This window comes from Flavobacterium pectinovorum, from assembly GCF_900142715.1.
Lineage (GTDB): Bacteria > Bacteroidota > Bacteroidia > Flavobacteriales > Flavobacteriaceae > Flavobacterium > Flavobacterium pectinovorum.
Genome location: NZ_FRBX01000004.1, coordinates 382,675 through 407,875 on the forward strand (window position 1 = coordinate 382,675; position 25,201 = coordinate 407,875).

A 25,201-nucleotide genomic window follows, 5' to 3' on the forward strand; every position below is an offset into this window, starting at 1 on the left:
ATTTTTTTCGCCACGAATTTCACGAATTCACACTAATTTTTAAATTACTTATTGTTGTAGCTTTGACAAAGTTTAAAACTTTGTCAAAGCTTTAATTCGTGAAAATTCGTGTAATTAGTGGCAAACAAAAAAATTACAAACTAAATATCTTATAACTCTGATGTGTCGATTTTACAATAGCTTCGGTACGTTCCGGATGTGTATCAGAAATAAAAAGCTGTCCGAAAGTTTCGCTATTCACCATTTCGATAATTTTAGAAACGCGGGTTTCGTCAAGTTTGTCAAAAATATCATCAAAAAGCAATAGTGGTTTTACACCGCTTTGTTTTTTCAGGAATTCAAATTGAGCGAGCTTTAAAGCAATTAAAAACGATTTTTGCTGACCTTGCGATCCGAATTTTTTTATCGGATGAGAATCAATTTCAAACGATAAATCATCTTTGTGAATTCCTGCACTTGTATAATGTAATGCACGATCCTTATTAATATTTTCCTGTAAAATGGTCAACAGGTCTTTTTCATACAAATGACTTTCATAGACCAATTGCACCGTTTCTTCAGATCCTGTTATTGCCTGATGATGTGTATTAAATATAGGTATAAATTGTTCCAGAAAATCTTTTCTCTTTTCAAAAATAGATTTTCCAAAACCATCAAGTTGCTCGTTATATATAGATAAGGTGTCGTTGTCAAAAACGTGATTTAGTGCAAAATACTTTAATAAAGCATTTCGCTGGGCAATTATTTTTTGATATTGAATAAGCTGATGCAAGTAAGTCGAATCTAATTGCGAAATCACGCTGTCCATAAATTTACGGCGTGTTTCACTTCCTTCAATAATTAAATCACGATCTGCCGGAGAAATAATGACCAGTGGAACAAACCCAATATGATCAGAAAATTTATCGTAAGCCTTCCCATTTCTTTTCAGGATTTTCTTCTGCCCTTTTTTCAAACTGCAGACAATTTGTTCTGTTCTGCCGTTTTTTTCCAGTTCGGCATCAATTACAAAAAACTCTTCACCATGTTTGATGTTTTGAACTGCAAGCGGATTAAAATAGCTTTTTCCGTAAGCTAAATGATAAATAGCATCAAGTACATTAGTTTTACCAATTCCGTTTTTTCCAACAAAACAGTTGATCTTGATGTCAAAATCAAAACTTGCCTCGGAGAAATTTTTATAATTGAATAAAGAAATTTTGTTTAAATGCATTTTTTAAAGGAACTCTATGGTAGAATTTGATGTTTAATAATGAGTATTTCTCTTTTTAATTAAGTTTTTCTGCTACAGATTAAATTATAAAAAAAGATTTGTCTGGCAAATTTAATTCTTTAAACGTTTAATCTGCGATAATCTTAAAAATCTATAGCGAAATAATATTCTGAGGTAATAAAAAGTCTATTTTGAAAAGTGAAAAAAGGATCATTCAAATCGTTGAAAATTGTGTTTAAAATATTCATTTTTAATGTGTTAGTTTTTATTATTTCGAGATTGATAAGAAAAAAACGGAGATTATCTAAAATATTTTATATTAAATAGATATAAAATTGATTTTTTTTACTTCAGTTTCAATAAAAATTTTATTTTTGCCGTTCACTAAATTAATTTTAAATGGCTACTTACAATAAAAGAGGATATAAAGCACCAAAAGAAAAGGAAGTTAAAGAAGTAAATGAAGAAACACAGGTAATTATTGATGAAAAAGACAGTACAACAGCTGGTGTTTTTTCAAAATTAGATGAAACTGCTTCAAAAACGGAGGATTGGGTTGCTAAAAATCAAAAAATCATTATTGGTTTAGTTGCTGGTATTGCAGTTGCTACTATTGGATATTTGGCTTACCAAAAATTCATCGAAGCTCCTAAGCAAGATGAAGCTGCAAACGAAATGTTTGTTGCTCAACAAAATTTCCAAAAAGCGACTGACGGTGTGGCAAGCGATTCATTATATAAATTGGCTTTGAATGGTTCTGAAGGTAAATTCGGATTCATTAAAATCGCTGAAGAGTATTCTGGAACAGATGCTGGTAACTTAGCGAACTATTATGCTGGTATGGCTTATTTAAATACTGGTAAATTTGACGAGGCAATTAAATATTTAGGTGATTTTAAATCTGAAGATTTGATTTTAAGTGCTTTGGCAAAAGGTGCAATTGGAGATGCTTACTCTCAAAAAAATCAACAAAAAGAAGCTCTTGACTATTACGTAAAAGCTGCTGAGTCTAATAAAAACGATTTTACAACACCTCGTTTCTTATTAAAAGCCGGTAAAACAGCTATTGCTTTAGGTCAAAAAGAAGACGCTTTAAAATATTTAACAGATATTAAAGAAAACTACGATACAACTCCGGAAGCTGCTTCTGTTGATGCATTAATCGGATTAGCGCAATAAATTTATTGTAGAGTTCAGATTTTAGATTTTAGATTTGTATTTTTACAATCTGAAATCAAAATTCTAAAATCTTAAATATAAAAGATGGCTACTGAAAATAAAAATTTATCAGAATACGATAAAAACACAATCCCAAATGCGAAAGACTTTCGATTTGGGATTGTTGTTTCTGAGTGGAATGAAAACATAACTGAAGGACTTTACAATGGCGCTTTTGATGCGTTAATTGACTGCGAAGTTCCCGCAACACAAATCATTCGTTGGAATGTTCCGGGAAGTTTTGAACTGATTTACGGCGCAAAAAAAATGTTGCAAACACAAAATGTCGATGCCGTAATTGTAATTGGATGCGTAATTCAGGGACAAACCAAACATTTTGATTTTGTTTGCGAAGGCGTTACACAAGGAATTAAAGACTTGAATGTTCAGACAGATATTCCTGTTATTTTTTGTGTATTAACAGATAATAATATCCAGCAATCTATTGATAGAAGTGGAGGTATTCACGGAAACAAAGGAACCGAGGCTGCAATCGCTGCAATAAAAATGGCCTACATTCGTCAACAAGCTTCTATGTCGCATCCATTTAATCAGCCGTTGTTAACTTCTGGCGCGATTCAAATAGAAGAAACTCCTAGAAAAATAGATAAAGAATAAAACACAATTGTTTTAAAAATATTAAAACCTATACTGTGTAAAAATAGTATAGGTTTTTTGTTTTTTTTATGACTGATGAAGTTCTAAAACCCAATAGAAATTCATTAAATTTGTAGACCTTGGATTTTAAAACCAGAAATAAATTAATAGTATCAATCTGAGATTTTTACAATACAATAAACTAAAATCAAAGCATAAACCTTAAACCCAAATTTTTTAATGTCGAGTATTATCCAATTACTTCCTGATCACGTTGCTAATCAAATTGCCGCTGGAGAGGTGGTTCAAAGACCCGCTTCGGTAGTCAAAGAATTGCTCGAAAATGCTGTTGATGCCAATGCAACCGACATTAAGTTAATTATTAAAGATGCTGGTAAATCTTTGGTTCAGGTTATTGATAATGGTAAAGGTATGAGTGTGACCGATGCGCGTTTGTGTTTTGAACGCCATGCAACCTCAAAAATTCGTCAGGCCGAAGATTTATTCTCCTTATGTACAAAAGGTTTTCGCGGAGAAGCTCTGGCTTCTATTGCGGCAATTGCCCATATGGAAATGAAAACCAAGCAAGATCAGGATGAACTTGGTACGCATATTATTATCGAAGGAAGTAAATTTATCTCTCAGGAAGTGGCAGTTTTACCAAAAGGAACTTCATTTGCAGTAAAAAATCTTTTTTTTAATATTCCCGCCCGTCGTAATTTCTTAAAGTCAGATACAGTTGAGTTTCGACATGTTATGGATGAATTTCAGCGTGTAGCATTAGCGCATCCAAATATTCATTTTACTTTTTATCATAACGGCAGCGAAATGTATAATTTGCCAGCTGCAGGTTATCGCCAGCGAATTGTTGGGATAATGTCTGGTAAAACCAATGAAAAACTGGTTCCTGTAAGTGAAGATACAGAAATTATAAACGTTCAGGGATTTGTTTGCAAACCTGAATTCGCCAAGAAAAACAGGGGAGAGCAATTCTTTTTTGTAAACGATCGTTTCATCAAAAGCGGTTATCTGCATCATGCAGTTATGGCGGCTTATGATGGACTTTTGAAAGATGGTTCGCAGCCAAGTTATTTCTTGTATTTACAAGTTCCGCCAAACACAATTGATATCAACATTCATCCAACAAAAACTGAAATTAAGTTTGATGATGAACAGGCTTTGTATGCTATTTTAAGAGCCTCTATTAAACATAGTTTAGGTCAGTTTAATGTGGCGCCTGTTTTAGATTTTGATCGCGATTCGAATTTAGATACACCTTATCATTATAAAGATTTAGAGGCCGAAACTCCGACTATTCAAGTCGATGGAACTTTTAATCCATTTACAGATGATAAAACAAATCAGCATTATTCTAAAGCAAGTTCTGGCTCGGGATCAGGAAGTTATAGTTCAGGATCAAGCTATAGTTCAGGTTCAGGTTCCAATTCTTATTCAGGATATTCAAAAAGAGTAGAACCAACGGCAAGTTGGGAAAGTTTATATGTTGGTTTAGATACAGAAAGTGTAGAAAGTATAGAAAGTTCACCTTTTACTTTTGAAAATGAAGAAGTAACATCTTCTTTATTTAACGACGATGAAGTAGAACAAGCGACTCAGAAAACCTATCAAATTCATAAAAAATATATTGTTTCGCCAATAAAATCAGGAATGGTAATTGTTGATCAGCAACGGGCCCACCAACGTATTTTGTACGAACAATTTTTGCTGAACATGACCGTAAATCAGGCTTCAAGCCAGCAATTGTTGTTTCCGTTAGATTTATTTTATTCTTCAGATGAAATGACATTAATCGAAGAATTGAAACCTTCTCTTGAAACAACAGGTTTTGTTTTTGAACAAGCACAAACAGACCATATCGTGATTTCCGGAATTCCGGTTAATATTACAGAAAGTGAAGTTTCGATGGTAATCGAACAATTATTAAGTGATTTGCAAGACGGAATCCCGGCAAGCAGTTACAGCCAAAATGATACAATTGCCAAGTCGATGGCGAAAAGTTTAGCAGTTAAAACCGGATCTTATTTAACCGAAAAAGAACAGGATAATTTAGTAAACGGATTGTTTGCCTGTAAAGATCCAAATATTTCACCTTTTCAAAAACCAACTTTCATCACAATGCGTGTGGAAGATATAGATAAAAAGTTTGCCTTATGATGAACATAACTCCCGTAGTAAAACAATTATTGATTATTAATATCATATTTTTTATTGGTGCTCAGTTAGTGCCGGTTTCTTATGAATATTTAGCACTTTTTTTTCCTGAAAATCCTGGTTTCAAAGTTTGGCAGCCAATTACTCATATGTTTATGCATGGCGGATTTGCTCATATTGCATTCAATATGTTTGCCTTATATTCATTTGGTTCGACGCTGGAACATTTTTGGGGCGGAAAGAAATTTTTGTTTTTCTACATTTCATGCGGATTAGGTGCTGCTTTGATAAATTTTGCTGTTAATTATTATTTTTATCAGGACAGCTTAAATATCTTAATTGCCAATGGTTTTCATAAAGCTGATATTCTGAGCTTATTAAACGATGGTAAAATAGATACAAGATGGCAGCAAATATTGACAGTTTCTGAATTTAAACATTTCACTGAAGCTTATTTAGGAACAGTAGTTGGTGCTTCGGGAGCAATTTATGGTCTTTTAGTTGCCTTTACCTTTATGTTTCCTAATGCAGAATTGGGAATTATGTTTATTCCAATTCCGATAAAGGCAAAATATTTTGTTCCAATTTACATGCTTTTATTTGATGGCTTCTTTGGGATTTTTGGCAGTTCATTTATGGGAATAGAATCTGGTATAGCTCATTATGCGCATATTGGCGGAGCTTTTTTTGGATTTATGATTATGTGGTACTGGAAAAAAAATCAGTTTAATAAAAATCGTTGGAATTAATTTTTAACTTTAGATAATCAATTATCCCGAAGTTTCGGGACCAAAAGAAGCTTTTATGAATATTCTTGATGATTTAAAATTACAATATAAGTTGGGTGGAATTGCAATGCGCGTTATATACTGGAACGTTGCTTGTTTCCTTATTTCTCTGGTTTTTTATAATTTTTCAATTGGTCAGTTCGAATTTCCAAATTGGCTTGCATTGTCGTCAGATCCTCAGGTTTTTATGTTTAAGCCCTGGACATTTTTAACCTATGCTTTTTTTCATGACGGATTTTGGCATTTGTTGTTTAATATGATGGTGCTAAATTTTTCCAGTACTTTGTTTCTAACGTATTTTACTCAAAAACAATATTTAGGCTTATACATTTTAAGTGCTGTTTTTGCAGGAGTAGTATTTGCATTAAGTTATTATTTTTTAAACTATTCTGCATCGATAGTTGGAGCTTCAGCTGCAATAATGGCAATTTTGGTAGCGACAACAACTTATCAGCCTTTAATGAATATTCGTTTGCTATTAATTGGAAATGTAAAATTATGGCATATTACGGCTGTAATTTTAATTTTAGATTTAATGCAATTTCGCCTTGGTAATATGGGCGGGCATATTTCACATTTAGCTGGTGCTGTTTTTGGATTTATTTTCATTAAATTGCTTCAAAATGGAACTGATTTGAGTATTGTGATTTCCAGAATATTAGATTTTTTCACAAATCTGTTCAGAAAATCGGAATCAACCCCCTTCAAAAAAGTTCATAAAAATTACAATAAACCTACACAGAAGCCAATGTCAAAAATTGTTACGAAAGATAAAACGCAACAACAAATTGATGAAATATTGGATAAAATTAGCCAGTCTGGCTATGATTGTTTGACAAAAGAAGAGAAAGAATTTTTGTTTAAAGCAGGAAAATAATCCGTGTAACAAAGAAAAAATGAAAAACCTGTCGTGGTTTAATAAAATAATGTTCTTTTTGAATATAGTGCTAACTGTAATAACATTTAGTATCTACATTCTGCCATTTCTGGCACCAAAAAGTTTTCCGCTTTTATCGGTGCTAACGCTCTTTATGCCGGCCTTTTTTGTTTTAAATGGATTGTTCTTCGTTTATTGGGCAATTCAGTTCAAGAAACGTCTTATTTTGTCTGGTTTGGTTTTGTTGACCGGAATCACGTTTATCAGTAAATTTTATAAATTCTCTCCTAAAGAATATATTGAAGATGAAAAAGATTTCTCAGTAATGAGTTATAATGTTCGTCTTTTTAATGTGTTTAAATGGTTGGATCGTGATGATATTCCGTCTAATATAAAAGCTTTTATTGATGAAAAGGACCCTGATATTTTATGTATTCAGGAATATTCAAACTCAGCGCATTTAGATTTAAAAGTGTATCCGCATCGCTATATTTTTATTGATGGGAATCAAATAAAAACAGGACAGGCGATTTTCTCAAAGTTTCCTATTATAAATGAAGGAAATATTATTTTTCCTAAATCAGATAACAATGTTATTTATGCTGATATAAAACGCGGTAAAGACGTTATTCGTGTTTATAACATGCACTTACAGTCAATTAAGATTTCGCCTGATGTTGATAAAATTTCAGATGATATTGATAATGTAAATCAGCAAAAATCGCAACAAATTTACACCAGAATTAGCAAAGGATTTAGGCAGCAACAAGAACAGGCTGAGATTTTTAAAGAAAATATCAAGCAATGTAAAAATCCTATCATTATTTGTGGTGACATGAATAATAGTCCATTTTCATACGTTTACCGAAGCATAAAAGGAAAATTGAAAGATACTTTTGAAGAAGCCGGTGAGGGTTTTGGAGCAACTTATAAATTCCGTTATTATCCCGCCAGAATAGATTATATTTTCTCAGATAGTAAAATGAAAGTAAAGCAATTTGAAAGTTTTTCTGATTTTGAAAATTCAGATCATTATCCAATTATGACAAGACTTTCGATGGAATAAACTTAAGAAATTCCAAATTTTTAACCGAAGCATCGGGACCAAATTCCGAACTCCAAATTTGATGTTGAAAAGGAAAATTGTTTCTATTTTATTTCTAATTTTTGATTTTTCAGATAATCCATGGCAAATTTGCCTTCGTTAAAAAGCAAATCCAATACGCTTAGATTGTTTATAAACCCGTGTTTGTCATCAAATACCTGAGGATATTTTTCGAATGAATTTGGGTCCTTTTTTCCGTTTGCCAAATATCTGAAATCAGATATATTTTTTACTTCATGAAAGTATTCAGTTGTTTTGCTAAATTCAAGTTTCATTCTCAAACACTTCGTTACAATATCTAAAACTTCCATATTTAAATCCATTAGAAGAGTATACTTTTTTTCAAATATTGGACGAATATCATCTTCAAAAAATTCGAAAAAGGGAGAACTTCTATATGCAGCTTCCAGAGATTTAAAGTGCTGTTTTTGCCAGTCAAATTCATTCTCGATCAAAACATCTCTCGTTTTTTGATGCGCTTCTTTACAATGCTTAACAGGAATATTTAATAACTGAATTCCGTTCGGACTATAGATGTAAGTACGGTTTCTGTTAGTTTGTTTTTGAAAATTATCTTCCATCTCAAAAGTAATATTTTCAGATTGAGCCATAACTGCAAAATGGCTAATTGATGGAAAATAGGTAGGAAGTAATAAAGAATTCATTGTTTTTTGTTTAAAAGTTTCAGGTTCCAAGTTTCAGGTTCGTATAAAACTTGAAACTTGGAACCTGAAACAAAAAATAACTATTTTTATTTATGCTTTGTTTTCTCTTCTTTTTCTCCAGAAATATTCTCCAACAAAATATACTGCAAGAAGAATAAGGAAATATTTAAAATAAGATTGTGGTTGTCCTTCACCGTCAACAGTCGTGAAAACTCTGCTCCAACGAATTTTATTGATTCCCTTACCATTAGTGTCCCAGCTTAGCCAGATAAAAACTGGTTTTCCTACAATGTGATCTTCAGGAACATAACCCCAATAACGACTATCTTCAGAGTTATGACGGTTGTCTCCCATCATCCAATAGTAGTTTTGTTTGAAGGTGTAACTATTGGTTTGTTTTCCATTAATTATAAAATGAGAACCATCTAATTCAAGAGTGTTTCCTTCGTATTTTGTTATAATTTCTTTGTAAAATGGCAGTGTTTCATTTGTTAATGTAACTGTTTTTCCAGCTTCCGGAATATAAATTGGGCCGTAGTTATCTTCGTTCCATTTATTGATATGTGGGAACACTCTATCATCACTATCTCTTTTTATTACTCTTGTCACTGCAGTAATTCCAGGAGTGTTTTTCAGGCGTTCAGCACTAGCTTCTGTTAAAGCACTAAAATATAAAGTGTCTCTTTTTTCGCTTTTGAAACCAGCACCATCCGTAATATCCATTTCTCTCATTAAAGTTTCGAAATCGATAGGCGTTTTTCCGTCTAAAGCTACAGAATAAGAATATTGAGGTTTTGCTCTTTCTGGTAAAACTAATTTTTTTCCGTTAATGAAAACAAATCCGTCTTTAATAGATAAACTATCACCAGGAATACCAACGCATCTTTTTACGTAATTTGATTTTTTATCGATTGGTTTAATAACTCCGGGTCTTCCTTTTGGCTCATAAAAATAATGCACTGTATCGACTGGCCAGTTAAAAACTACAATATCTGTTCTTTTTATTTTTTCAAAAGCGGGCAATCTGAAATAAGGTAATTGTGGCCAGCTTAAATATGATTTTCTTTTAATGAATGGTATTGTATCATGTACCATTGGCAATGCTACCGTTGTCATGGGAACTCTTGGACCGTAATTTACTTTACTAACAAATAAAAAGTCTCCAATTAATAATGATTTTTCTAATGAAGAAGTAGGTATTGTATAAGGCTGAACCAAATAAGTATGTACTAATGTTGCAACAATAATTGCAAAAAGCAATGAGCTTACGGTATCGGCAGCTTTATTTTCGGGAGTTAATTTACGATTTGAATTATATTCTAATTTTTGAGTATAATTTACATAATAGATGTAGAATCCAAATGTTACAATTCCTAAAATGGTATCTAAAGTCGATTTTTTGCCAAATGTTCTTAAAGTTTCAACCCAAACAACCGGAAACATAATTAAGTTAATAATTGGAATAAAAAGTAATATTGTCCACCATGTAGGTCGGCCAATAATTTTCATTAAAACTATTGAGTTGTAAACAGGAATTGCTGCTTCCCAACTTTTTCTGCCGGCAGTCTGATACAATTTCCATGTTCCAATAAAGTGGATAATTTGTACAGCTAAGAAAAATACGAACCAAAGATATAGAGTCATAATATGTTGTTTAAAGTTTCAAGTTTAAGGTTTCAATTTGCCTTAAGTTTAAATCTGTTTATTTTAGGTTTAACACATCTTTCATACTATAAATTCCCTTTTTACCGGCTAACCATTCGGCAGCAATTACGGCTCCAAGGGCAAAACCTTCACGGTTGTGGGCAGTATGTTTTAATTCGATGCTATCTACAATTGATTCATAAGTGACTGTGTGAGTTCCCGGAACGTCACCAATTCTTTTTGCTTCAATATGAATTTCATTATTTTTTGCCTCATCCATAGTCCAATTTGCATAGTTGCTATTTTCAATAACGCCTTTTGCCAAAGAAATAGCTGTTCCGCTTGGAGCATCTAGTTTTTGTGTATGATGAATTTCTTCCATCGTAACCTTATACGAATCGAACTGAGACATTATTTTGGCTAAATATTCATTGAGTTCAAAGAAAATATTTACACCAAGGCTAAAATTAGAACTAGAAATAAAACCACCTTGCTTTTCATTACAAAGTGCAACCATCTCGTCAAAATGTTCCAGCCATCCAGTTGTGCCGGATACTACAGGGACATTTGCGTGAAAAGCACTCGAAATATTAGCTACAGCAGCGGTAGGAACACTAAAATCGATGGCAACATCTGCAGTTGAAAGTCCGTCGTAGGTATTAGATTCATCTTTCTTTAAAACAATTTCATGACCTCTTTCTAAAGCAATTCTTTCGATTACTTTACCCATTTTTCCGTATCCTAAAAGTGCAATTTTCATTATGTATATTTTTTTGAATTAAATAGAAATGAGTTCTATTTAAAAGCGGTAATTAAAAGTTAGTCCAACATTTGGTTTAAATGTTACATCGTTGGGATAGATTTCAGGTTTCATCGATAATCTTTCGTTTACGTTAAATTGAATTAACGCTGCATCAACATTGGCATCGATAATATTTAAGGCATAAAAGCCAACAACAAAGAGTAGAGATAAATCTCGATTTCTTTGATAGAATTTTTGACCGGCAATAAGTCTGCTGTCGTCTAGGAAATCGTACTTCCCGCCAGTTCCAGGGCCGTAACCTTCGAGTCTTCGTTTGTATTCGTCTCGATAATCTTTATATTTTCTGTTGTTGTCTATATAAAAATACATACTGGTTCCAATTGCTCCGTATACTAACGGAATTTTCCAGTATTTTTTGTTGTATGCCTGACCTAAACCAGGTAAAATTGCCGAATAAAAGGCAGCTTTTGCTGGTGTTAGCGGGTCTATTTCCTGCATCTTAGTAGTGTCTTTAGCGACTAAAACCGTTTCTTCTTTTGCCTGGGCAAAAAGAGAGACGGTTCCTAAGAGAAAGAACAATAGACTTATGGGGACAATTTTATTCACTATCCGTTTATTAATTTTATTATTCGATTAAAGTCAGCTTCAGAATTAAAAGGAATTGTAATTTTTCCTTTTCCATTGCCTGCTACTTTTACATCAACTTTTGCGCCAAAATAATCGTTGAAAGTGTTCTTTTGCGTTTCTTTAACTACAAATGAAGAAGCTGATTTTGGTTTTTCTTCACCTTCAGGTTTTGGTTTTAAACTTTCGTGATAATTTTTTACCAAAGTTTCTGTTTCACGAACAGATAAATTTTGACTTACGATTTTTTGATAAATATCAGTTTGAATGTCAAGATCTTCGATATTGATAATTGCTCTACCGTGACCCATACTAATAAAACCATCACGAATACCCGTTTGAATAATCGGATCTAGTTTTAAAAGACGTAAATAATTGGCAATTGTAGAACGTTTTTTACCAACTCTCTCGCTCATTTGTTCTTGTGTTAATTGAATTTCGTCAATTAAACGCTGATATGAAAGTGCAATCTCGATTGGATCTAAGTCATGACGCTGAATATTTTCAACCAAAGCCATAACCAAAGATTCGTTGTCATTCGCAATACGAATGTAAGCCGGAACCGTAGTTAAACCAACTAATGTAGAAGCGCGCAAACGGCGCTCACCAGAAATTAATTGATATTTGTTGAAGTCTAATTTTCGAACAGTAATAGGTTGAATTACGCCAAGTTCTTTAATAGAAGTAGCTAACTCTCGTAATGATTCTTCATTAAAATTGCTTCTAGGCTGAAACGGATTTATTTCGATAGCACTTATTTCAAGCTCTATGATATTTCCAACAACCTTATCAGCATTTTTGTCTTCTACTGATGTAATGTCGTTTTCCGGATCTTTTAATAATGCTGATAATCCTCTTCCTAAGGCTTGTTTTTTAATTGCTTTTGTCATAAAAACTATTTACTGTTTTTCTTTATAATTTCCTGAGCTAAATTAATGTAATTAACTGCTCCTTTGCTGGTTGCGTCATAATTAATGATGCTTTCACCAAAACTAGGTGCTTCACTTAATTTCACATTTCGCTGAATAACGGTATCAAAAACCATATCATTAAAGTGTTTTTGAACCTCTTCCACAACCTGATTTGATAAACGTAATCTTGAATCATACATGGTTAGTAGTAATCCTTCGATATCAAGATCAGGGTTGTGTATTTTTTGAATACTTTTTATAGTGTTCAATAATTTTCCTAATCCTTCAAGTGCAAAATATTCACACTGAATAGGAATAACTACAGAATCAGCAGCTGTTAAAGCATTTAGTGTTAATAAACCTAACGAAGGTGCGCAGTCGATAATGATATAATCATACTCGTCTTTTACACTTTCTAGTGCTTTTTTAAGCATGTACTCTCTGTTTTCTTTATCAACCAATTCGATTTCGATGGCAACAAGGTCAATGTGAGCTGGAATTACATCAACATTCGGAGCTGAACATTTAACAACAGTTTCTTTTGGGGTGTGGCTATGTTCAAGTATTTGATACGTACCGATTTCAACAGATTCTACGTCAATCCCTAGGCCAGACGTAGCATTCGCTTGAGGATCAGCATCGATCAATAATACTTTCTTTTCTAAAACACCTAATGAGGCTGCAAGATTTACAGATGTAGTAGTCTTTCCAACGCCTCCTTTTTGATTAGCAATCGCAATGATTTTGCCCATTTATTTTCTGAATTTTGAACCGTAAAAATACAATTATTTATGGTTTTTGAAAATCTTTTTGTTAACATTCGATAAACTTTAATTTACCGTTGTTTCGTGCGTGTTTCGGGGATTTTAATTCTTAAAATAAAGAAAAAATGACTCCGAAAATTCTTTCTGTTTTGTCTTTAAAATGGAATAAAACTCCAGTTTTTGATTTTGAAGCAAAAATAAAGTTTTGGCCCGGTTTAATTTTTCTCGTTTAAATCTTTTACTAAACTCGCTGTAAAGTATAAAATTGTAATTCCGCCCAATATTATACACAGCCACATAAACCATCCTTGCTGCCAAAAAGATTTGTTTTCAACTTGATTTTTTGAAGAAGAAATTTGTTTAATATCGTAAATGCTGGTTTGAGATAATTTTCCGGAAATATTGTTTTTAAAATCAGAAAGGTCATAATCAGGTTCATTCAAATTTTTATTGCCTGTTTTTATGCTGTATTTTTCATTTGCATATAATTCGACAATAGCTGAAACTGGTTTTTGACTGTATTTTACTGATGTAATTGTCAGAGGCTGATTGTTTTTATTTTCGATTTTTATATAGAAATCTTTTTCGAATATTTCCGGTATTGTAAAGCTGTTTTTTGTGTTTGAATTTAATTCAAATGAAACAATTTCTTCCTCTATTATTTCAGTTTTTCGTTTCGACTCTCGTTTTACTTTTTTGAAAATAACAGCTTTGCGTTTGTAGTAAGTTGGTCTCGAAATCTCAAAATCAATTTGATTGATAATTTGTGGTGCATCAAAAACAACCTGTAATTGAGTGTGTTTTTGAGGAAGAAGAAGTTCAAATCGTATGTTTTTTTTCGGTTTGATATCCTGCAATATATTTTTTTGAAGTTGAGTATTAAAATTACCAACTTTTAAAATATTAATAGGAAGTGTTTTTCGATCATCAAAATCAATTTTCAAATATTTATAAGTACTTAGCGGATATGAAATTGTCTTAACAACGCTTGCTTCTGAAGAACTGTTTAAGTTGTCTAAAATTTGTGAATTGGATATTCCGAACCATTCTGCCTGATTGTTACTGCCAGATATTGAATAGTTTTTTACAACGTCGGCATTTGCAATAAAAAGCGAAAGCTGGTTGTTGTTTTTAACAGATGGAATAGCAACAATAATCGAAGTGCTTTTCTTCGGGAAAACTGTTTTTGAAACAATTTCATATTCTTCAAAAGTACTTAATAACGCTTCTGAATTGCTTTGAATAAAATACGGAACTTCTATTCCTTTAGCGTTAAAAATCCTGATATCGCTTAAATCCTGTTTTGAATAAGAACGAATTTCGGGCGACAAAATAATTTCATGAAAACCATTTTCGGTAACTTCTTTTATTTTTCCCGTTGTTTGAAACTGGGCAAACGAAAGATTTGTTAGCAATAAGAGAATAAAAAAACTATTTAATTTCATTGGTTTCATCATGTTTGTTTTCATCAATAACTAAAACTTTGATTTTTTGATAAACGAAAGAGATTATCAAAATTAAAATCCCTAAGAGGATAAAGGATATAATTTTTCCGGTTTCGGAAATGTTGCTGATATCGTAGAAAAATAATTTTACAATAGTCAGTCCAAGTAAACTCAGCGCAATAATTCGGAGTGTTTTTACTTGTTTTTTTATTCCGATAATTAAAAACACAAAGGCTAAAACTCCCCATAAAACAGGAAACCCGGTTTTGATGATTTTAATTCTGGCAATTTTAATTATATCATCAGCAATAGATGAACGAAGGTAGAGTAAATCAGCTTTGCTATTATTGGTTGCATAAAGTTCACTCGCATGCAAATCTTGTAGCGTAATTGGAGAATTCATTAAAATAAGACCATGAAGCATCACTTCTGAACTGGCGATATAAATGATGAAAAATGCCGTTGCCCAAACAAAATAACGGTTTTTGAAGAATTCAAAACTTATGTTTCTGTTGATTTGGAATAATTGATAAGCAGAATATGCAATTAAGGCCAGTGAAATATAATGCAAATAATAAGCTATCGGTCTTCCGTAGCCTGATGTCAGGATTTCTTTGTGTTCGAAAAAAGCATAGTTTGAAAATCCGAAAGTAAATAAAACAATATTGATAATTACAATTATAGTCGCCAATACATAATTTAATTCTGTTTTCTTTTTAATTAATGCGAAAGTTAAAATCGCACAGAATAATAAGTGATACACTGAAGGCAATGCAACAGCGCTTTTTGTACTTTCAATATGAGTATTTGCCTGGAAAATAACTTCGAGTAAACCAGTTAAATACAATATAATAATTCCTGAAATAAAAGCATATTGTTTATACTTTTCAGGATTAAAAGTAATGTTTAAAAAGTTGATATTTTCGGTTTCATTTTTCAATAAAAACCAAGCTGCCAATAAAGAAGAAAATGCAAAAATGCCTGTTGTAAATATCGGATTCATTACGATTTTTAAAGGTAAATCGCTATTGTAGAATAAATTCCAATCCATGATTAGGCTGATAATCATTAGCCCCTGTACAATTACAGAACCAAAACGATAACTTGCAATTTTTGATTTCTGCGAAAGCCATAATAACAAAACGGCTTCGGCAGCCCAGAATAAAGTGATATAATTGCCTTCAAACTGAATAGGAATAGCAAGTGTTATAAAAGTTAGCGTTAACCCAATTAATAAATAAACCGCTTTTTTGTCGAGACCGAATTTTTTGTACAAAAACCAGGCGTATGTTAAGTTTAATAGTGCAATAATAGTGGTGAATAAACCTCTGAACTCCGGATGGAAATTCGTTAAAATGGCCATTCCGGCTGCGTAAAATAAAAAGGTGTTGCTGGCTAAAATAGTCAATTGTGTTTTTGAGAATTCTCCTTTTGTTCTGATATTATTAATGATATTCATTAAAATAAAAATAAAGTAGAAAGCAAAACCAAATGCCAAAGCGCCTATATAATGCGGTTTGATAGATTCAAGATCTTTATACAGCCATCCGCCGTATAATAAAATAGTAAAAATATAAGCAAGAACATTAACCAGATTCCATTTTTTGTAATAGGCGATGGCCAGAATTCCGATATTTAATATAATAATGTAACTAAAAAGTACCACATAATTTCCTTCACCGGTGCTCACCATAAACGGAACTGCAAATCCGCCAATTAAGGAAAGTACAGCAAGTTCCAGTCTGTTATATGATAATGATATCAAGGCGCTAAAAGCCGTAATAACCACCATTATACTAAAAGCAACGGTTTGGTTGAATAGGTGATAATCGTGAAAAGCAATTCCGATCGTGAAATAGAATATCGCAATAGCGCCCGCAACAATTACAGAACTAAAGGCAGCATAATTTTTACGCAGTTTATGCGCAATTCCCATAACGAGTACACCACATAAAACACCAATTCCAACTCGCGCCGGCTCGTTGATCCAATCTTTATCAATAGCGTATTTTACAAAATAACTAATTCCTAAAACCAGAATCAAAACTCCAATTTTATTGATTAGGTTTTCACCGATAAACTTCTCTAAATCCGGATTTTTTTCTTTGAAATTTTCCCAGAATGATTTTTCGGGAACTTCAGGAATAACAGATTTTGGTTTTTCTATAACCGGAGCAGCTTTTGTTTCCATAGAAAAAACAACTTTTTCTGCTTTTATTTCCGGAATTTCTTTCTCTACAGTTGTAAGAGGCGCAGAAAAATCGATAGGTTCTTCTGTTTTTATAATTTTTGGATCTTCCTTAACTACAGGAATAGGTTTTACCGAAAAATTTTCTGCCGGTTTTTCAGTTATTTTTAAAAGGTCTAATTTTTTATTCAACTTTTGAATGTCGTCTTCAAGATGATCAAACCGACTTTTTATCGTATTGAGAATGTAAATTAGAAAACAAAATAAAACTACGAAAAGAAAAACTTCCATATAGTATTTGATAACATGTTATGATTTGGTAAATATAATAACATTTTAATAGGGTAAGTTTTTTTTGCTTAAAAAGAATTAAGAAGAAAAAAAATGATCTAGATGGATAACAAAAAAAGATGGAATTTAATTTTCTATAATCTCAATTTTTACGAAAACGACCCCACTTTTTTTGTTTGAGGTAATATCCATAAAAGCTTTCTTACTCAGGTCAATTTCTCTTCCGTTTATAAATGGACCTCTATCTGTAACTACCACAATAACTGATTTGTTATTTTTTTCGTTTGTAATTTTTAGTTTTGTACCAAACGGAAGTTTTTTATGAGCTGCAGTCAATTTGCTATTGTCAAATCTTACGCCGCTTGCTGTTTTTCTTCCATCAAATTTATCATGATAATAAGAGGCGTGAGCATTTTCTTTGAACAATTTAAGATTTTTAATTTCTGTCTTTTCTTCTATCGAATCCCTACATTCTTGTGCCGAAATGCTGAGAGAAAAAAGGAAAACAATATATAGGAATATTTTTTTCATTTTTAAAATTTTGCACAAAGAGAATAAATTGGTGAAAATCTGATGTATTTAAGAAGTTCTATTAATTGTATAAAAAGACATAATTGATTATTATTTAATAGAATGTTTAAAAGAGAGAAAACAAGAAGTCACGAAAAAAGTATAGGAAGGATGAAAAGACTTTTGTTGGGTGGCAGGATTCGAACCTGTGGTCTTCCCGATTTTCAATCGGGACGCAATAATCGTTCTGTCTGTGATTTTAATTTTAGTGCAAAAAAAAAGTCTTTCCAATTAATATGAAAAGACTTTTGTCGGGGTGGCAGGATTCGAACCTGCGGTCTTCCCGATTTTCAATCGGGACACGATAAGCGTTCTATCCGTGATTAATTTTAATTTTAGTGCAAAAAAAAAGTCTTTTCAATTAATATGAAAAGACTTTTGTCGGGGTGGCAGGACGACCTGCCTATTCCTTAATTCGTTGATTTTATTGGTGTTCTCAAGTGTTCTTCCAAAAAGGGTAGCCGAATAGGTCTCATTTATAATGACTTACCTTGGAGCCCTTTGTTTCCCTGATCAATTTAATCTTCAGTCAGTCAATGTACTAATAGATGTAAATGTATTAAAAATGATAATACAATACAATAAAATCCTTGGCTTATAATTGTACACTCCACAGCTTTACTTTTTCCGCGTATTGTTTAGATGATCTATTATAACAATTAGTCCCGTTTCCAAAGACGACAGTAAATATTTTCTCGGTTGCTCGATATTTTCGTTTTCATCCAGGTAGGTTGATAAGCTTACATTGAGTTTAGAGAGAAACTCAGCGTCTTCAAAAAGAAATTCACCAATATTTGAGCTTGTATACCTGCTTTGCAAAAGTTCCGTAAAATTAAATAATTGCTTGTTAGGAATTTTTAATAACGCTTCGAAAAGTAATTTGTCATCAGCATATTGAAAAAATTCTTTTGATAATTCGTGCTTTTTAAAAATAGCAGACAATTCAAGCTCGTCCTTATTGACCAAACATTCAATCAGCTCATTACCATTTGCCACATATTCTTCTTTTTTGATTTCATAATGAATTTCCTTTACAAGCTTCTTTATAACGGTAACATCAGGATTTTCATCAGCAAAGTGTAATAGGTTATCAAGAATTTTGCTGTTTATTGCCTTTTGTTTTTTTGCTAAATCAAGTCCTTTTTTTATCACATCATCAATTTCTTCTTTGGATTCAGAAATAAGTTTATTGTTTATGAAATAGTAAAAGAAATTTGCAATCTGCACATAGTCATAAATAAAATATTTACCCTCTTCTGCATATTGAAGGACATTCTTTGTAAGGGTTTTAAAATCCTCATCTGAAAGTTCCCGAAACTTATAGTTCAGCAGCGCCCTAAAGGCCTGAGTTTCTTTTGGTATAATTTCAGGATAACGTCTTTTAAGCTCGTCTTCAAATTGTGTTTTATCGAAGTAGCCTGACAGCACATACGAATAGATGGAGGGATAGAAAAAGTATGTTTTTACATTTTTTTCTAAATATCTTTCGTAAAACACTTCCGCATACTTCTTGACTCTATCGCTGTCCTCTTTTCCTGATTTCCTGCTTGTATTAGCGATGTGGATCGAATAATAATGCTCGTCAATAATATCTAGATCTTTAAAATCTGAGTAATCCGAAGAAGGCAAACCACCTTTCTTATATTCAATAGCTATAACTGCTGAAAACAAAATTATTTCCTGAATATATTTTGGATCTGCATTTTTTAATCCAGGGTAAATTTTCGACAAGGTATCCAGGTAGAAGCTGATAATCCTTAGATTATCCTGTTTGTACTCTATAAGAATATCCGTAATTACTGCTGTTTGGCCAGATAGAAAATCATAAAATGCTGTGTTGTCTTGGTATTTTGCGAAAAGGTTAGGCAACGTCGAAGCAATATCAAGCTCAAATTTCAAATCACGGCCAATAATTTTCTCCTTGATTCTTTCATATCCATCCCCCTTTATAATTTCAGGTTCGTGAGCAAGAATAATTGTCTTTAAGTTTTTATGCTCAACTAAATTGTTAATGAAACCTAAAACTTCTTTAACAGGGATCTGACAACGCTCCAGGTCGTCAAAACAAATTATATATTTTGAAAAGTTGAAAGTGTCAATACTTACACCTTTAAAAACTTCTGACAAGCTTGATTTTAAGTAGTGACTGCTGAGCTTATTAAAAACATTGCCAAAAAAAGCAGTAGCATTTCTTATTATTTTATTTTCCTGATTGCTGATGAAAGGTAATAATTTGATGAAGAGTTGATGGTCAAGGGTCTCTATTTTATTAATCCCGTTCAGCGATACATAAATGGTTTTATAATCGTTTTGTTTAGCAATGTTTTCTAATGTGTATTTCCAAAAATAGGTTTTGCCACAACCCCAGCTCCCGTTCAATAAAATTGCGAACTGTGTTTTGTCTGTAGTAATGTAATCACTAAATATTTCTTCAATATGATTGGTTGTCATGGTCGTTGTTTTATAACTGGGAATCTCAGCAAATTTTTTGTTTAATCTCCTGGTGAGATTTATACCAAAATAATATTTACATATCTTTTTTTTACGAATCTTTTAAATACAAGTTCAATAGTATATTACCTCTTCGTGCTAAATACAAACGTAATGCAGGCACGCCTTATCAGTTTTTTTATTTTTTACCTTTCAATATTTCTGCGACACTCTTTTTTGACTTTTTTGGCGCATTTTTACAATAGGTTAAAACATTACTTTTAATTACCAGCGCAGCTAATGGTACAGCTATACCCAAAGTTACCTCGTACCTTGCAGTAATGGCGGAGCTGATTCCAACGACCAGATTTCTTATTTCACCTGAAACAAGTTCGTTTAACCATTCATGCGGTGTGCCTTGCTTTTTATCGCATAAAAGTTCGTAAAGCTCAAACTTAAAAGCCTTCCACAATTTTTTTCCCATTTCCGGGTACGGAGCAGAATATTTAATATTGCCCTGTACATTTTCATATTGTAAGCCCACACCAAGTTGAAACTCCCAATATTCCAGTCCCAAATGTTTATTCAGTATTTGCTCAATGTCTTCATTGGTAATTTCTGTCTTGTTCATATGCTTTAATTTATTTTAAATTCCTGAACCTGCGTGTGAGCAATTATTTTAAGTTGCTAAAAACGTCGGAGTATTTCTTTACTACTTTATACTATTGTCTTACGTGTTTTCTAAAAGACCGCACGATTTCAAAAATTCCTATACTTACAAATATTCTTGAAATAAAATCAAATAAGGCACTCCATCCTCCCAATGGGCTTACATCCGACATAATATCTATTCTGTGAAGCGGATTAACAAACTGAGGAAAAAAAGGCAGGATATCTTCAAAGAAATAAGCTGCTCCACTTTTGCTCATATCCAGATTTATATTTTCAAGGCTTCCAGTAAAAAAACCGAAGAAAATAAATGCAGTCAGCATCGTCATTAGACATGCCCTTATCCAGTCTGTACCGTGGCTGCTGTATATTCGTGATGCCGTAATTGCAATCAGTGAACCTAAATCGCCATCGTTTACATATCGCGCGTGTCGTAAGTATTTATTCAAGTACTGCTGTCCTATCTTGTAGTAGTAGGCTTTATCTTTTGAATTGTTCTGACGTACTGCTGCACTGTATAAGTCATTATAAACATTATAATAATTTAAGTAATCATCCTGAGCCTTAATGTCCGGTATTTTTGAGTGGAGCAGTTTTACTGCTGAAAGGTCAGAGTTTATAATTTCAATTTGATATTTATCAAACATTATTGCTTTAAGTTCCATAATTCCTGCTGAAGAATTATGGATGTGAAATTTAACTTCCAGGGTATCAAAATATACAAGAAATTCAGTAAAATGATTTTTTTCCATATAATCGCGGAAACCAAAAAGGGGATAATTGCCTGTAAGGAGTTCCAAGGTGCTAATTTTCAAACCCATCATCGAGAGAAATTGCAGTTCCCGTTCTGCCGCTGATGCTGAATTACGGTATGCTTCAATATAGGGAGCAAGAGTATTATCTTTAAAGCCTGCAACTCCCACAGGCTTTAAATTTGAAAAGTAAATCTTTCCGCTATTGTTTAATTCATAAATCGCAATCTTTTTATTTTTGATATGATTAAAATCCAATCTGGAAGAAAGGTTAAGATAGCCAGTTAAATTTATAATGTTAATGATGGAGTTTTTAGCAAATATTGTTATTCCGGACTGTGATATAACCGAAAGTGTATGAATAAGCAAAAACATCCCCGTAAATGAAAAACTCGTCTTTTCACTTATGGGCTTTATGTCTAAAAGGATAATCTGTCCCCCTTCAAGCATTATCCCATTCTGGGCTTCGACCCTGTCAAAAATAAGATATCTTAATCTGCAGTTTTGAATAATCAATGCTTTTTCAAACTGGCAGTTTTCCAGATTAAAATTAAGGGCATGGAGGAAAATTATCCTAAAATCTTTCAAAAACGTGCATTGTCTAAATTCAATGGAATCATCACAATGCGTATTTTCAATAATAAGATCTTCAAAAGCGCAATTTAGAAATGTTACAGTTTCTTTAACTCTTTTGTTTTCTATATCTAATCTTCCGGTTATTGTTTTATGGGCTATTAATTTGGTTCCATAAGCAGAAACCGAGATAATCTTCTCAGTATTATCTAATAATTCTAAAATTTCGGTAGCAGTAATATTTTCCAAGAAGCTATTTTGATTTATAACCGTTAAAGGTATGAAATATAATAAATTAGAAGAATGAGATAGTTCAATTGTTTATTTATTTCTATCGCAGAAGGTTAGCAGGTAACCTTCACATTACGAGTAAAATATTGTCCTTAAATATAAATTATTTTTGTCACCAGTAGTATTGATCTTATTTCACATTGCCTCTGGATGATCGCAATTCTTAAGTCATGCAAATGTTCGGGGCCAAAGAGCCGTATTGTCGAGCTTGAGTAATCCTGAAGCACACCAAAGCCTTTTTGATACAATCCTGATACAAAAATCTCCATTAATAATTATTAAAAAATATGATCTTCGAGAAAATACAAACCAGGATAATGGAGCTTTCCACTTCTGCAGGAAGTGTGCCATACGTATTGAAACCTTTCAATATTAGCCCCGATATAAGGCAAAGTATGCAGTATCAGAATATAGGGGATTTCACACAAGGCATTGCATTTTTAATCTGGGAAGACTATAACCTTGAAGATTACAAAGATTACCTTATTCACAGCAAGCAGTATTTTGATATGCATGAAGGCGAACGGGAAAAATTTATTGAGTCACAGCTCTTCAGGCATGCCGATGCCGCCAGTTTTGCAAAATGGAAGTTTGGCCAGCTGTATACTGCTTTAGGTTTTGCCCTCTTTGAATTTAGAACCACTTCCAGACATCACAAGGAAGTAGCTCAGGCAGATATGCATTTATTTAAATCCCTGGTCCAGATAGAAAATGGAATTTTGATTGACATTATTCTTTTTTAATTTGATGACTGCTTGCCCCGACAGACTGAAAAAGCCTTTCCATGATAGAAAGGCTTTTACTTTAAAAAATGTATTAAGCAGGGAAGCTGACCCCGGTCAGTTTTTCACATATATCTAGAAGCTGCTCTTGTAAAGAGCTGTCTTTTGCCTCGGCCTTGCATTGCTGCTCTTTTTTATGATAAAAGTATTTTCCTGTCAGCTTAGCATTTATATCATCGCTTTCTGCCAGCCATAACTGGGTTTGGTAACCCTGCTCCAGGCTGTCAGGCGCACCTGATCCCCCCATTTTAGTAGGCACCCAGCCCGGATCAACTGCATTGGCATATACATCAGGCCAGAGGCGGGCTGCCGCCATGCTGAGCATCAATACATATAATTTCGAATCAGAGTACGTTATACGGCTTGAGGTTAAATGGTCAAGCCCAGAACTTGCTCCCGTATGCATATCTGAACTAAGATATATTAAGCGTCTCGGCTTTATAAGCATACTGGTAAGGATGTAGGGAGCCAGCACATTGACCTTCAGGAGTTGGTCTGCCGGAACTTGATAAACACCCGCATTGTGGATAACAGCATCAAAACGGCCAAGAGCATTGACCTCAGTTGCAAGACGAATGGCCTGCTGGATATCGCCTAGGTCGGCGCTGAGAACTCTGGCGCCAGCTACTTTCTTCTCCGTTTCTCTTTTTCTCTCTTCATTGCGTGCATGCAGGATAACCTCGTGTCCTTTTTCCAAAAGGGCTTTAGCTGTCAGAAGTCCAAGTCCGTCAGATGATCCCGTAATAAAAATTCGTGCCATAATCGCTATTGTTAATTACTTTTCAGAGACGCCATATCAATGACAAATCGGTATTTAACATCTCCTTTCAAGAGGCGTTCGTAGGCTGTATTAATATCCTGGATATTAATCAATTCAATGTCTGATAAAATGTTGTGCTTACCGCAAAAATCAAGCATTTCCTGCGTTTCCCCGATGCTGCCGATCGCGGATCCTGAAAAGCTCTTTCTGCCCATGATCAGGCTGAAAGCTGCAACTGGAATAGGGTGTTCCGGAGCTCCGACTAATGCCAGAGATCCATCTCTTTTCAATAGTCCAAGGTAGGCATTAATGTCATGGGTCGCTGATATACAATCCAGCATAAAATCCAATTTACCTGCGTACTTTTTCATCTGCTCAGGATCAGTTGAGATAATTACTTCATCGGCACCCAATCTTTTGGCATCCTCAATTTTCGATGCAGAGGTTGTTAGGACCACAACGTGGGCACCCATAGCCTTGGCTAGTTTCACTCCCATATGTCCAAGGCCGCCAATACCTGCAATTCCCACCGTTTTACCTGGACCAACGTTCCAATGTTTCAAAGGTGAATAAGTAGTTATCCCGGCACAAAGCAACGGTGCTGCTCCTGCAAGATCCAAATTCGATGGAACTGTCAGTACATAGTTTTCATCTACCACCACACTTTCGGAATATCCGCCAAATGTATGACCTGAGAGGAATTTGTCCGGGCCATTGTAAGTCCCTACCATACCAACTTCGCAATATTGCTCCAGACCTTCTTTACAAGATGCACATTCACGACAGCTGTCAACCATGCACCCCACTGCAACAGTATCCCCAATGGAGAATTTTTTAACATGTGGACCGACCGCAGTTACCTTTCCTACAATTTCGTGGCCTGGTACACACGGATAAAGGCTGCCTGGCCATTCGCCGCGTGCAGTATGAAGATCTGAGTGGCATACCCCGCAATATAAAATGTTGATTTCGACGTCGTGGGCCGTAACCTCGCGGCGCGAAATGCTTAGCTGTTCTAATGAGCTTTCAGGTGTCTGTGCTCCAAATGCCTGTGCTGTTTTTGTAGTAGTCATATCTTAATAGTTTAAAATTATATTTTGTTGATTAAT

The 25,201-nt window shown here is 33.5% G+C and carries 22 protein-coding genes; 7 read left to right on the forward strand and 15 right to left on the reverse strand.

Annotated elements, in window-relative coordinates:
- Window positions 1-133: 133 nt before the first annotated feature.
- Window positions 134-1,213 (reverse strand): DNA replication/repair protein RecF, encoded by a 1,080-nt coding sequence (gene recF, locus BUE22_RS15435; RefSeq protein WP_073396161.1) that lies wholly within the window; start codon window positions 1,211-1,213, stop codon window positions 134-136.
- Window positions 1,214-1,612: 399 nt separating this feature from the next.
- Here recF and BUE22_RS15440 point away from each other — a divergent pair, with 399 nt between their 5' ends.
- The 6 genes from BUE22_RS15440 (at window position 1,613) to BUE22_RS15465 (ending at window position 7,931) form a co-directional block, all read left to right on the forward strand.
- Window positions 1,613-2,392 (forward strand): tetratricopeptide repeat protein, encoded by a 780-nt coding sequence (locus BUE22_RS15440; protein WP_042566019.1) that lies wholly within the window; start codon window positions 1,613-1,615, stop codon window positions 2,390-2,392.
- A gap of 84 nt (window positions 2,393-2,476) precedes the next feature.
- Window positions 2,477-3,049, forward strand: coding sequence for a 6,7-dimethyl-8-ribityllumazine synthase (gene ribH, locus BUE22_RS15445; RefSeq protein ID WP_042566020.1), 573 nt, complete (start codon window positions 2,477-2,479; stop codon window positions 3,047-3,049).
- A gap of 219 nt (window positions 3,050-3,268) precedes the next feature.
- A complete protein-coding gene (gene mutL, locus BUE22_RS15450) occupies window positions 3,269-5,203 on the forward strand; it encodes a DNA mismatch repair endonuclease MutL (RefSeq protein ID WP_073396163.1) in 1,935 nt (644 codons plus the stop codon).
- Window positions 5,200-5,949, forward strand: coding sequence for a rhomboid family intramembrane serine protease (locus BUE22_RS15455; protein WP_042566022.1), 750 nt, complete (start codon window positions 5,200-5,202; stop codon window positions 5,947-5,949). Before mutL ends, BUE22_RS15455 begins: the two co-directional genes overlap by 4 nt.
- Before the next feature lie 55 nt (window positions 5,950-6,004).
- On the forward strand, window positions 6,005-6,865 hold the full coding sequence (locus BUE22_RS15460) for a rhomboid family protein (RefSeq protein WP_073396166.1): 861 nt from the start codon (window positions 6,005-6,007) through the stop codon (window positions 6,863-6,865).
- Between the two features lie 19 nt (window positions 6,866-6,884).
- A complete protein-coding gene (locus tag BUE22_RS15465) occupies window positions 6,885-7,931 on the forward strand; it encodes an endonuclease/exonuclease/phosphatase family protein (RefSeq protein WP_042566024.1) in 1,047 nt (348 codons plus the stop codon).
- A gap of 83 nt (window positions 7,932-8,014) precedes the next feature.
- Here BUE22_RS15465 and BUE22_RS15470 read toward each other — a convergent pair whose 3' ends face one another.
- From BUE22_RS15470 to BUE22_RS15525, 12 genes are all read right to left on the reverse strand, one after another.
- A complete protein-coding gene (locus BUE22_RS15470; RefSeq protein ID WP_042566065.1) occupies window positions 8,015-8,635 on the reverse strand; it encodes a WbqC family protein in 621 nt (206 codons plus the stop codon).
- 90 nt (window positions 8,636-8,725) lie between these two features.
- Complete coding sequence (lepB, locus tag BUE22_RS15475; protein ID WP_073396169.1) at window positions 8,726-10,279, reverse strand: signal peptidase I; 1,554 nt, start codon at window positions 10,277-10,279, stop codon at window positions 8,726-8,728.
- 58 nt (window positions 10,280-10,337) lie between these two features.
- Window positions 10,338-11,039, reverse strand: a complete 702-nt coding sequence (gene dapB / locus BUE22_RS15480) for a 4-hydroxy-tetrahydrodipicolinate reductase (RefSeq protein WP_073396172.1) — start codon at window positions 11,037-11,039, stop codon at window positions 10,338-10,340.
- A 39-nt stretch (window positions 11,040-11,078) separates the two neighbouring features.
- The gene (locus BUE22_RS15485; protein WP_042566027.1) at window positions 11,079-11,648 is read right to left on the reverse strand and encodes a DUF5683 domain-containing protein; all 570 of its coding nucleotides are present in this window, start codon (window positions 11,646-11,648) and stop codon (window positions 11,079-11,081) included.
- On the reverse strand, window positions 11,648-12,556 hold the full coding sequence (locus BUE22_RS15490) for a ParB/RepB/Spo0J family partition protein (RefSeq protein ID WP_042566028.1): 909 nt from the start codon (window positions 12,554-12,556) through the stop codon (window positions 11,648-11,650). Before BUE22_RS15490 ends, BUE22_RS15485 begins: the two co-directional genes overlap by 1 nt.
- A gap of 5 nt (window positions 12,557-12,561) precedes the next feature.
- Entirely contained in the window at window positions 12,562-13,329 is a 768-nt protein-coding gene (locus tag BUE22_RS15495; protein WP_042566029.1) for a ParA family protein, read from the reverse strand.
- A gap of 227 nt (window positions 13,330-13,556) precedes the next feature.
- On the reverse strand, window positions 13,557-14,810 hold the full coding sequence (locus BUE22_RS15500; RefSeq protein ID WP_073396175.1) for a hypothetical protein: 1,254 nt from the start codon (window positions 14,808-14,810) through the stop codon (window positions 13,557-13,559).
- On the reverse strand, window positions 14,773-17,166 hold the full coding sequence (locus tag BUE22_RS15505) for a DUF2339 domain-containing protein (RefSeq protein WP_317043542.1): 2,394 nt from the start codon (window positions 17,164-17,166) through the stop codon (window positions 14,773-14,775). The genes BUE22_RS15500 and BUE22_RS15505 overlap by 38 nt, the downstream gene beginning before the upstream one ends.
- 225 nt (window positions 17,167-17,391) lie before the next feature.
- The gene (locus tag BUE22_RS15510; RefSeq protein WP_052483721.1) at window positions 17,392-17,796 is read right to left on the reverse strand and encodes a septal ring lytic transglycosylase RlpA family protein; all 405 of its coding nucleotides are present in this window, start codon (window positions 17,794-17,796) and stop codon (window positions 17,392-17,394) included.
- Window positions 17,797-18,453: 657 nt separating this feature from the next.
- On the reverse strand, window positions 18,454-20,286 hold the full coding sequence (locus BUE22_RS15515; RefSeq protein ID WP_073396181.1) for a P-loop NTPase fold protein: 1,833 nt from the start codon (window positions 20,284-20,286) through the stop codon (window positions 18,454-18,456).
- Window positions 20,287-20,464: 178 nt separating this feature from the next.
- The gene (locus BUE22_RS15520; protein ID WP_073396184.1) at window positions 20,465-20,896 is read right to left on the reverse strand and encodes a hypothetical protein; all 432 of its coding nucleotides are present in this window, start codon (window positions 20,894-20,896) and stop codon (window positions 20,465-20,467) included.
- Between the two features lie 91 nt (window positions 20,897-20,987).
- On the reverse strand, window positions 20,988-22,508 hold the full coding sequence (locus BUE22_RS15525; RefSeq protein ID WP_073396187.1) for a hypothetical protein: 1,521 nt from the start codon (window positions 22,506-22,508) through the stop codon (window positions 20,988-20,990).
- Between the two features lie 359 nt (window positions 22,509-22,867).
- Here BUE22_RS15525 and BUE22_RS15530 point away from each other — a divergent pair, with 359 nt between their 5' ends.
- Window positions 22,868-23,293 carry a hypothetical protein gene (locus BUE22_RS15530; protein ID WP_073396191.1) on the forward strand — a complete coding sequence of 142 codons (426 nt, stop codon included), beginning with the start codon at window positions 22,868-22,870 and terminating at the stop codon, window positions 23,291-23,293.
- A 73-nt stretch (window positions 23,294-23,366) separates the two neighbouring features.
- Here BUE22_RS15530 and BUE22_RS15535 read toward each other — a convergent pair whose 3' ends face one another.
- Window positions 23,367-24,092 (reverse strand): SDR family NAD(P)-dependent oxidoreductase, encoded by a 726-nt coding sequence (locus tag BUE22_RS15535; RefSeq protein ID WP_073396194.1) that lies wholly within the window; start codon window positions 24,090-24,092, stop codon window positions 23,367-23,369.
- Between the two features lie 11 nt (window positions 24,093-24,103).
- Entirely contained in the window at window positions 24,104-25,165 is a 1,062-nt protein-coding gene (locus BUE22_RS15540) for an NAD(P)-dependent alcohol dehydrogenase (protein ID WP_073396197.1), read from the reverse strand.
- Window positions 25,166-25,201: the final 36 nt, after the last annotated feature.

Coding starts and splice junctions, on each gene's coding strand:
- recF (WP_073396161.1), bottom strand. CDS start 1,213: ATGCATTTAAACAAAATTTCTTTATTCAATTATAAAAATTTCTCCGAG.
- BUE22_RS15510 (WP_052483721.1), bottom strand. CDS start 17,796: ATGAAAAAAATATTCCTATATATTGTTTTCCTTTTTTCTCTCAGCATT.
- BUE22_RS15530 (WP_073396191.1), top strand. CDS start 22,868: ATGGAGCTTTCCACTTCTGCAGGAAGTGTGCCATACGTATTGAAACCT.
- BUE22_RS15470 (WP_042566065.1), bottom strand. CDS start 8,635: ATGAATTCTTTATTACTTCCTACCTATTTTCCATCAATTAGCCATTTT.
- ribH (WP_042566020.1), top strand. CDS start 2,477: ATGGCTACTGAAAATAAAAATTTATCAGAATACGATAAAAACACAATC.
- BUE22_RS15500 (WP_073396175.1), bottom strand. CDS start 14,810: ATGAAAACAAACATGATGAAACCAATGAAATTAAATAGTTTTTTTATT.
- BUE22_RS15535 (WP_073396194.1), bottom strand. CDS start 24,092: ATGGCACGAATTTTTATTACGGGATCATCTGACGGACTTGGACTTCTG.
- BUE22_RS15460 (WP_073396166.1), top strand. CDS start 6,005: ATGAATATTCTTGATGATTTAAAATTACAATATAAGTTGGGTGGAATT.
- lepB (WP_073396169.1), bottom strand. CDS start 10,279: ATGACTCTATATCTTTGGTTCGTATTTTTCTTAGCTGTACAAATTATC.
- dapB (WP_073396172.1), bottom strand. CDS start 11,039: ATGAAAATTGCACTTTTAGGATACGGAAAAATGGGTAAAGTAATCGAA.
- BUE22_RS15520 (WP_073396184.1), bottom strand. CDS start 20,896: ATGAACAAGACAGAAATTACCAATGAAGACATTGAGCAAATACTGAAT.
- BUE22_RS15440 (WP_042566019.1), top strand. CDS start 1,613: ATGGCTACTTACAATAAAAGAGGATATAAAGCACCAAAAGAAAAGGAA.
- BUE22_RS15455 (WP_042566022.1), top strand. CDS start 5,200: ATGATGAACATAACTCCCGTAGTAAAACAATTATTGATTATTAATATC.
- BUE22_RS15515 (WP_073396181.1), bottom strand. CDS start 20,286: ATGACAACCAATCATATTGAAGAAATATTTAGTGATTACATTACTACA.
- BUE22_RS15465 (WP_042566024.1), top strand. CDS start 6,885: ATGAAAAACCTGTCGTGGTTTAATAAAATAATGTTCTTTTTGAATATA.
- BUE22_RS15490 (WP_042566028.1), bottom strand. CDS start 12,556: ATGACAAAAGCAATTAAAAAACAAGCCTTAGGAAGAGGATTATCAGCA.
- BUE22_RS15495 (WP_042566029.1), bottom strand. CDS start 13,329: ATGGGCAAAATCATTGCGATTGCTAATCAAAAAGGAGGCGTTGGAAAG.
- mutL (WP_073396163.1), top strand. CDS start 3,269: ATGTCGAGTATTATCCAATTACTTCCTGATCACGTTGCTAATCAAATT.
- BUE22_RS15540 (WP_073396197.1), bottom strand. CDS start 25,165: ATGACTACTACAAAAACAGCACAGGCATTTGGAGCACAGACACCTGAA.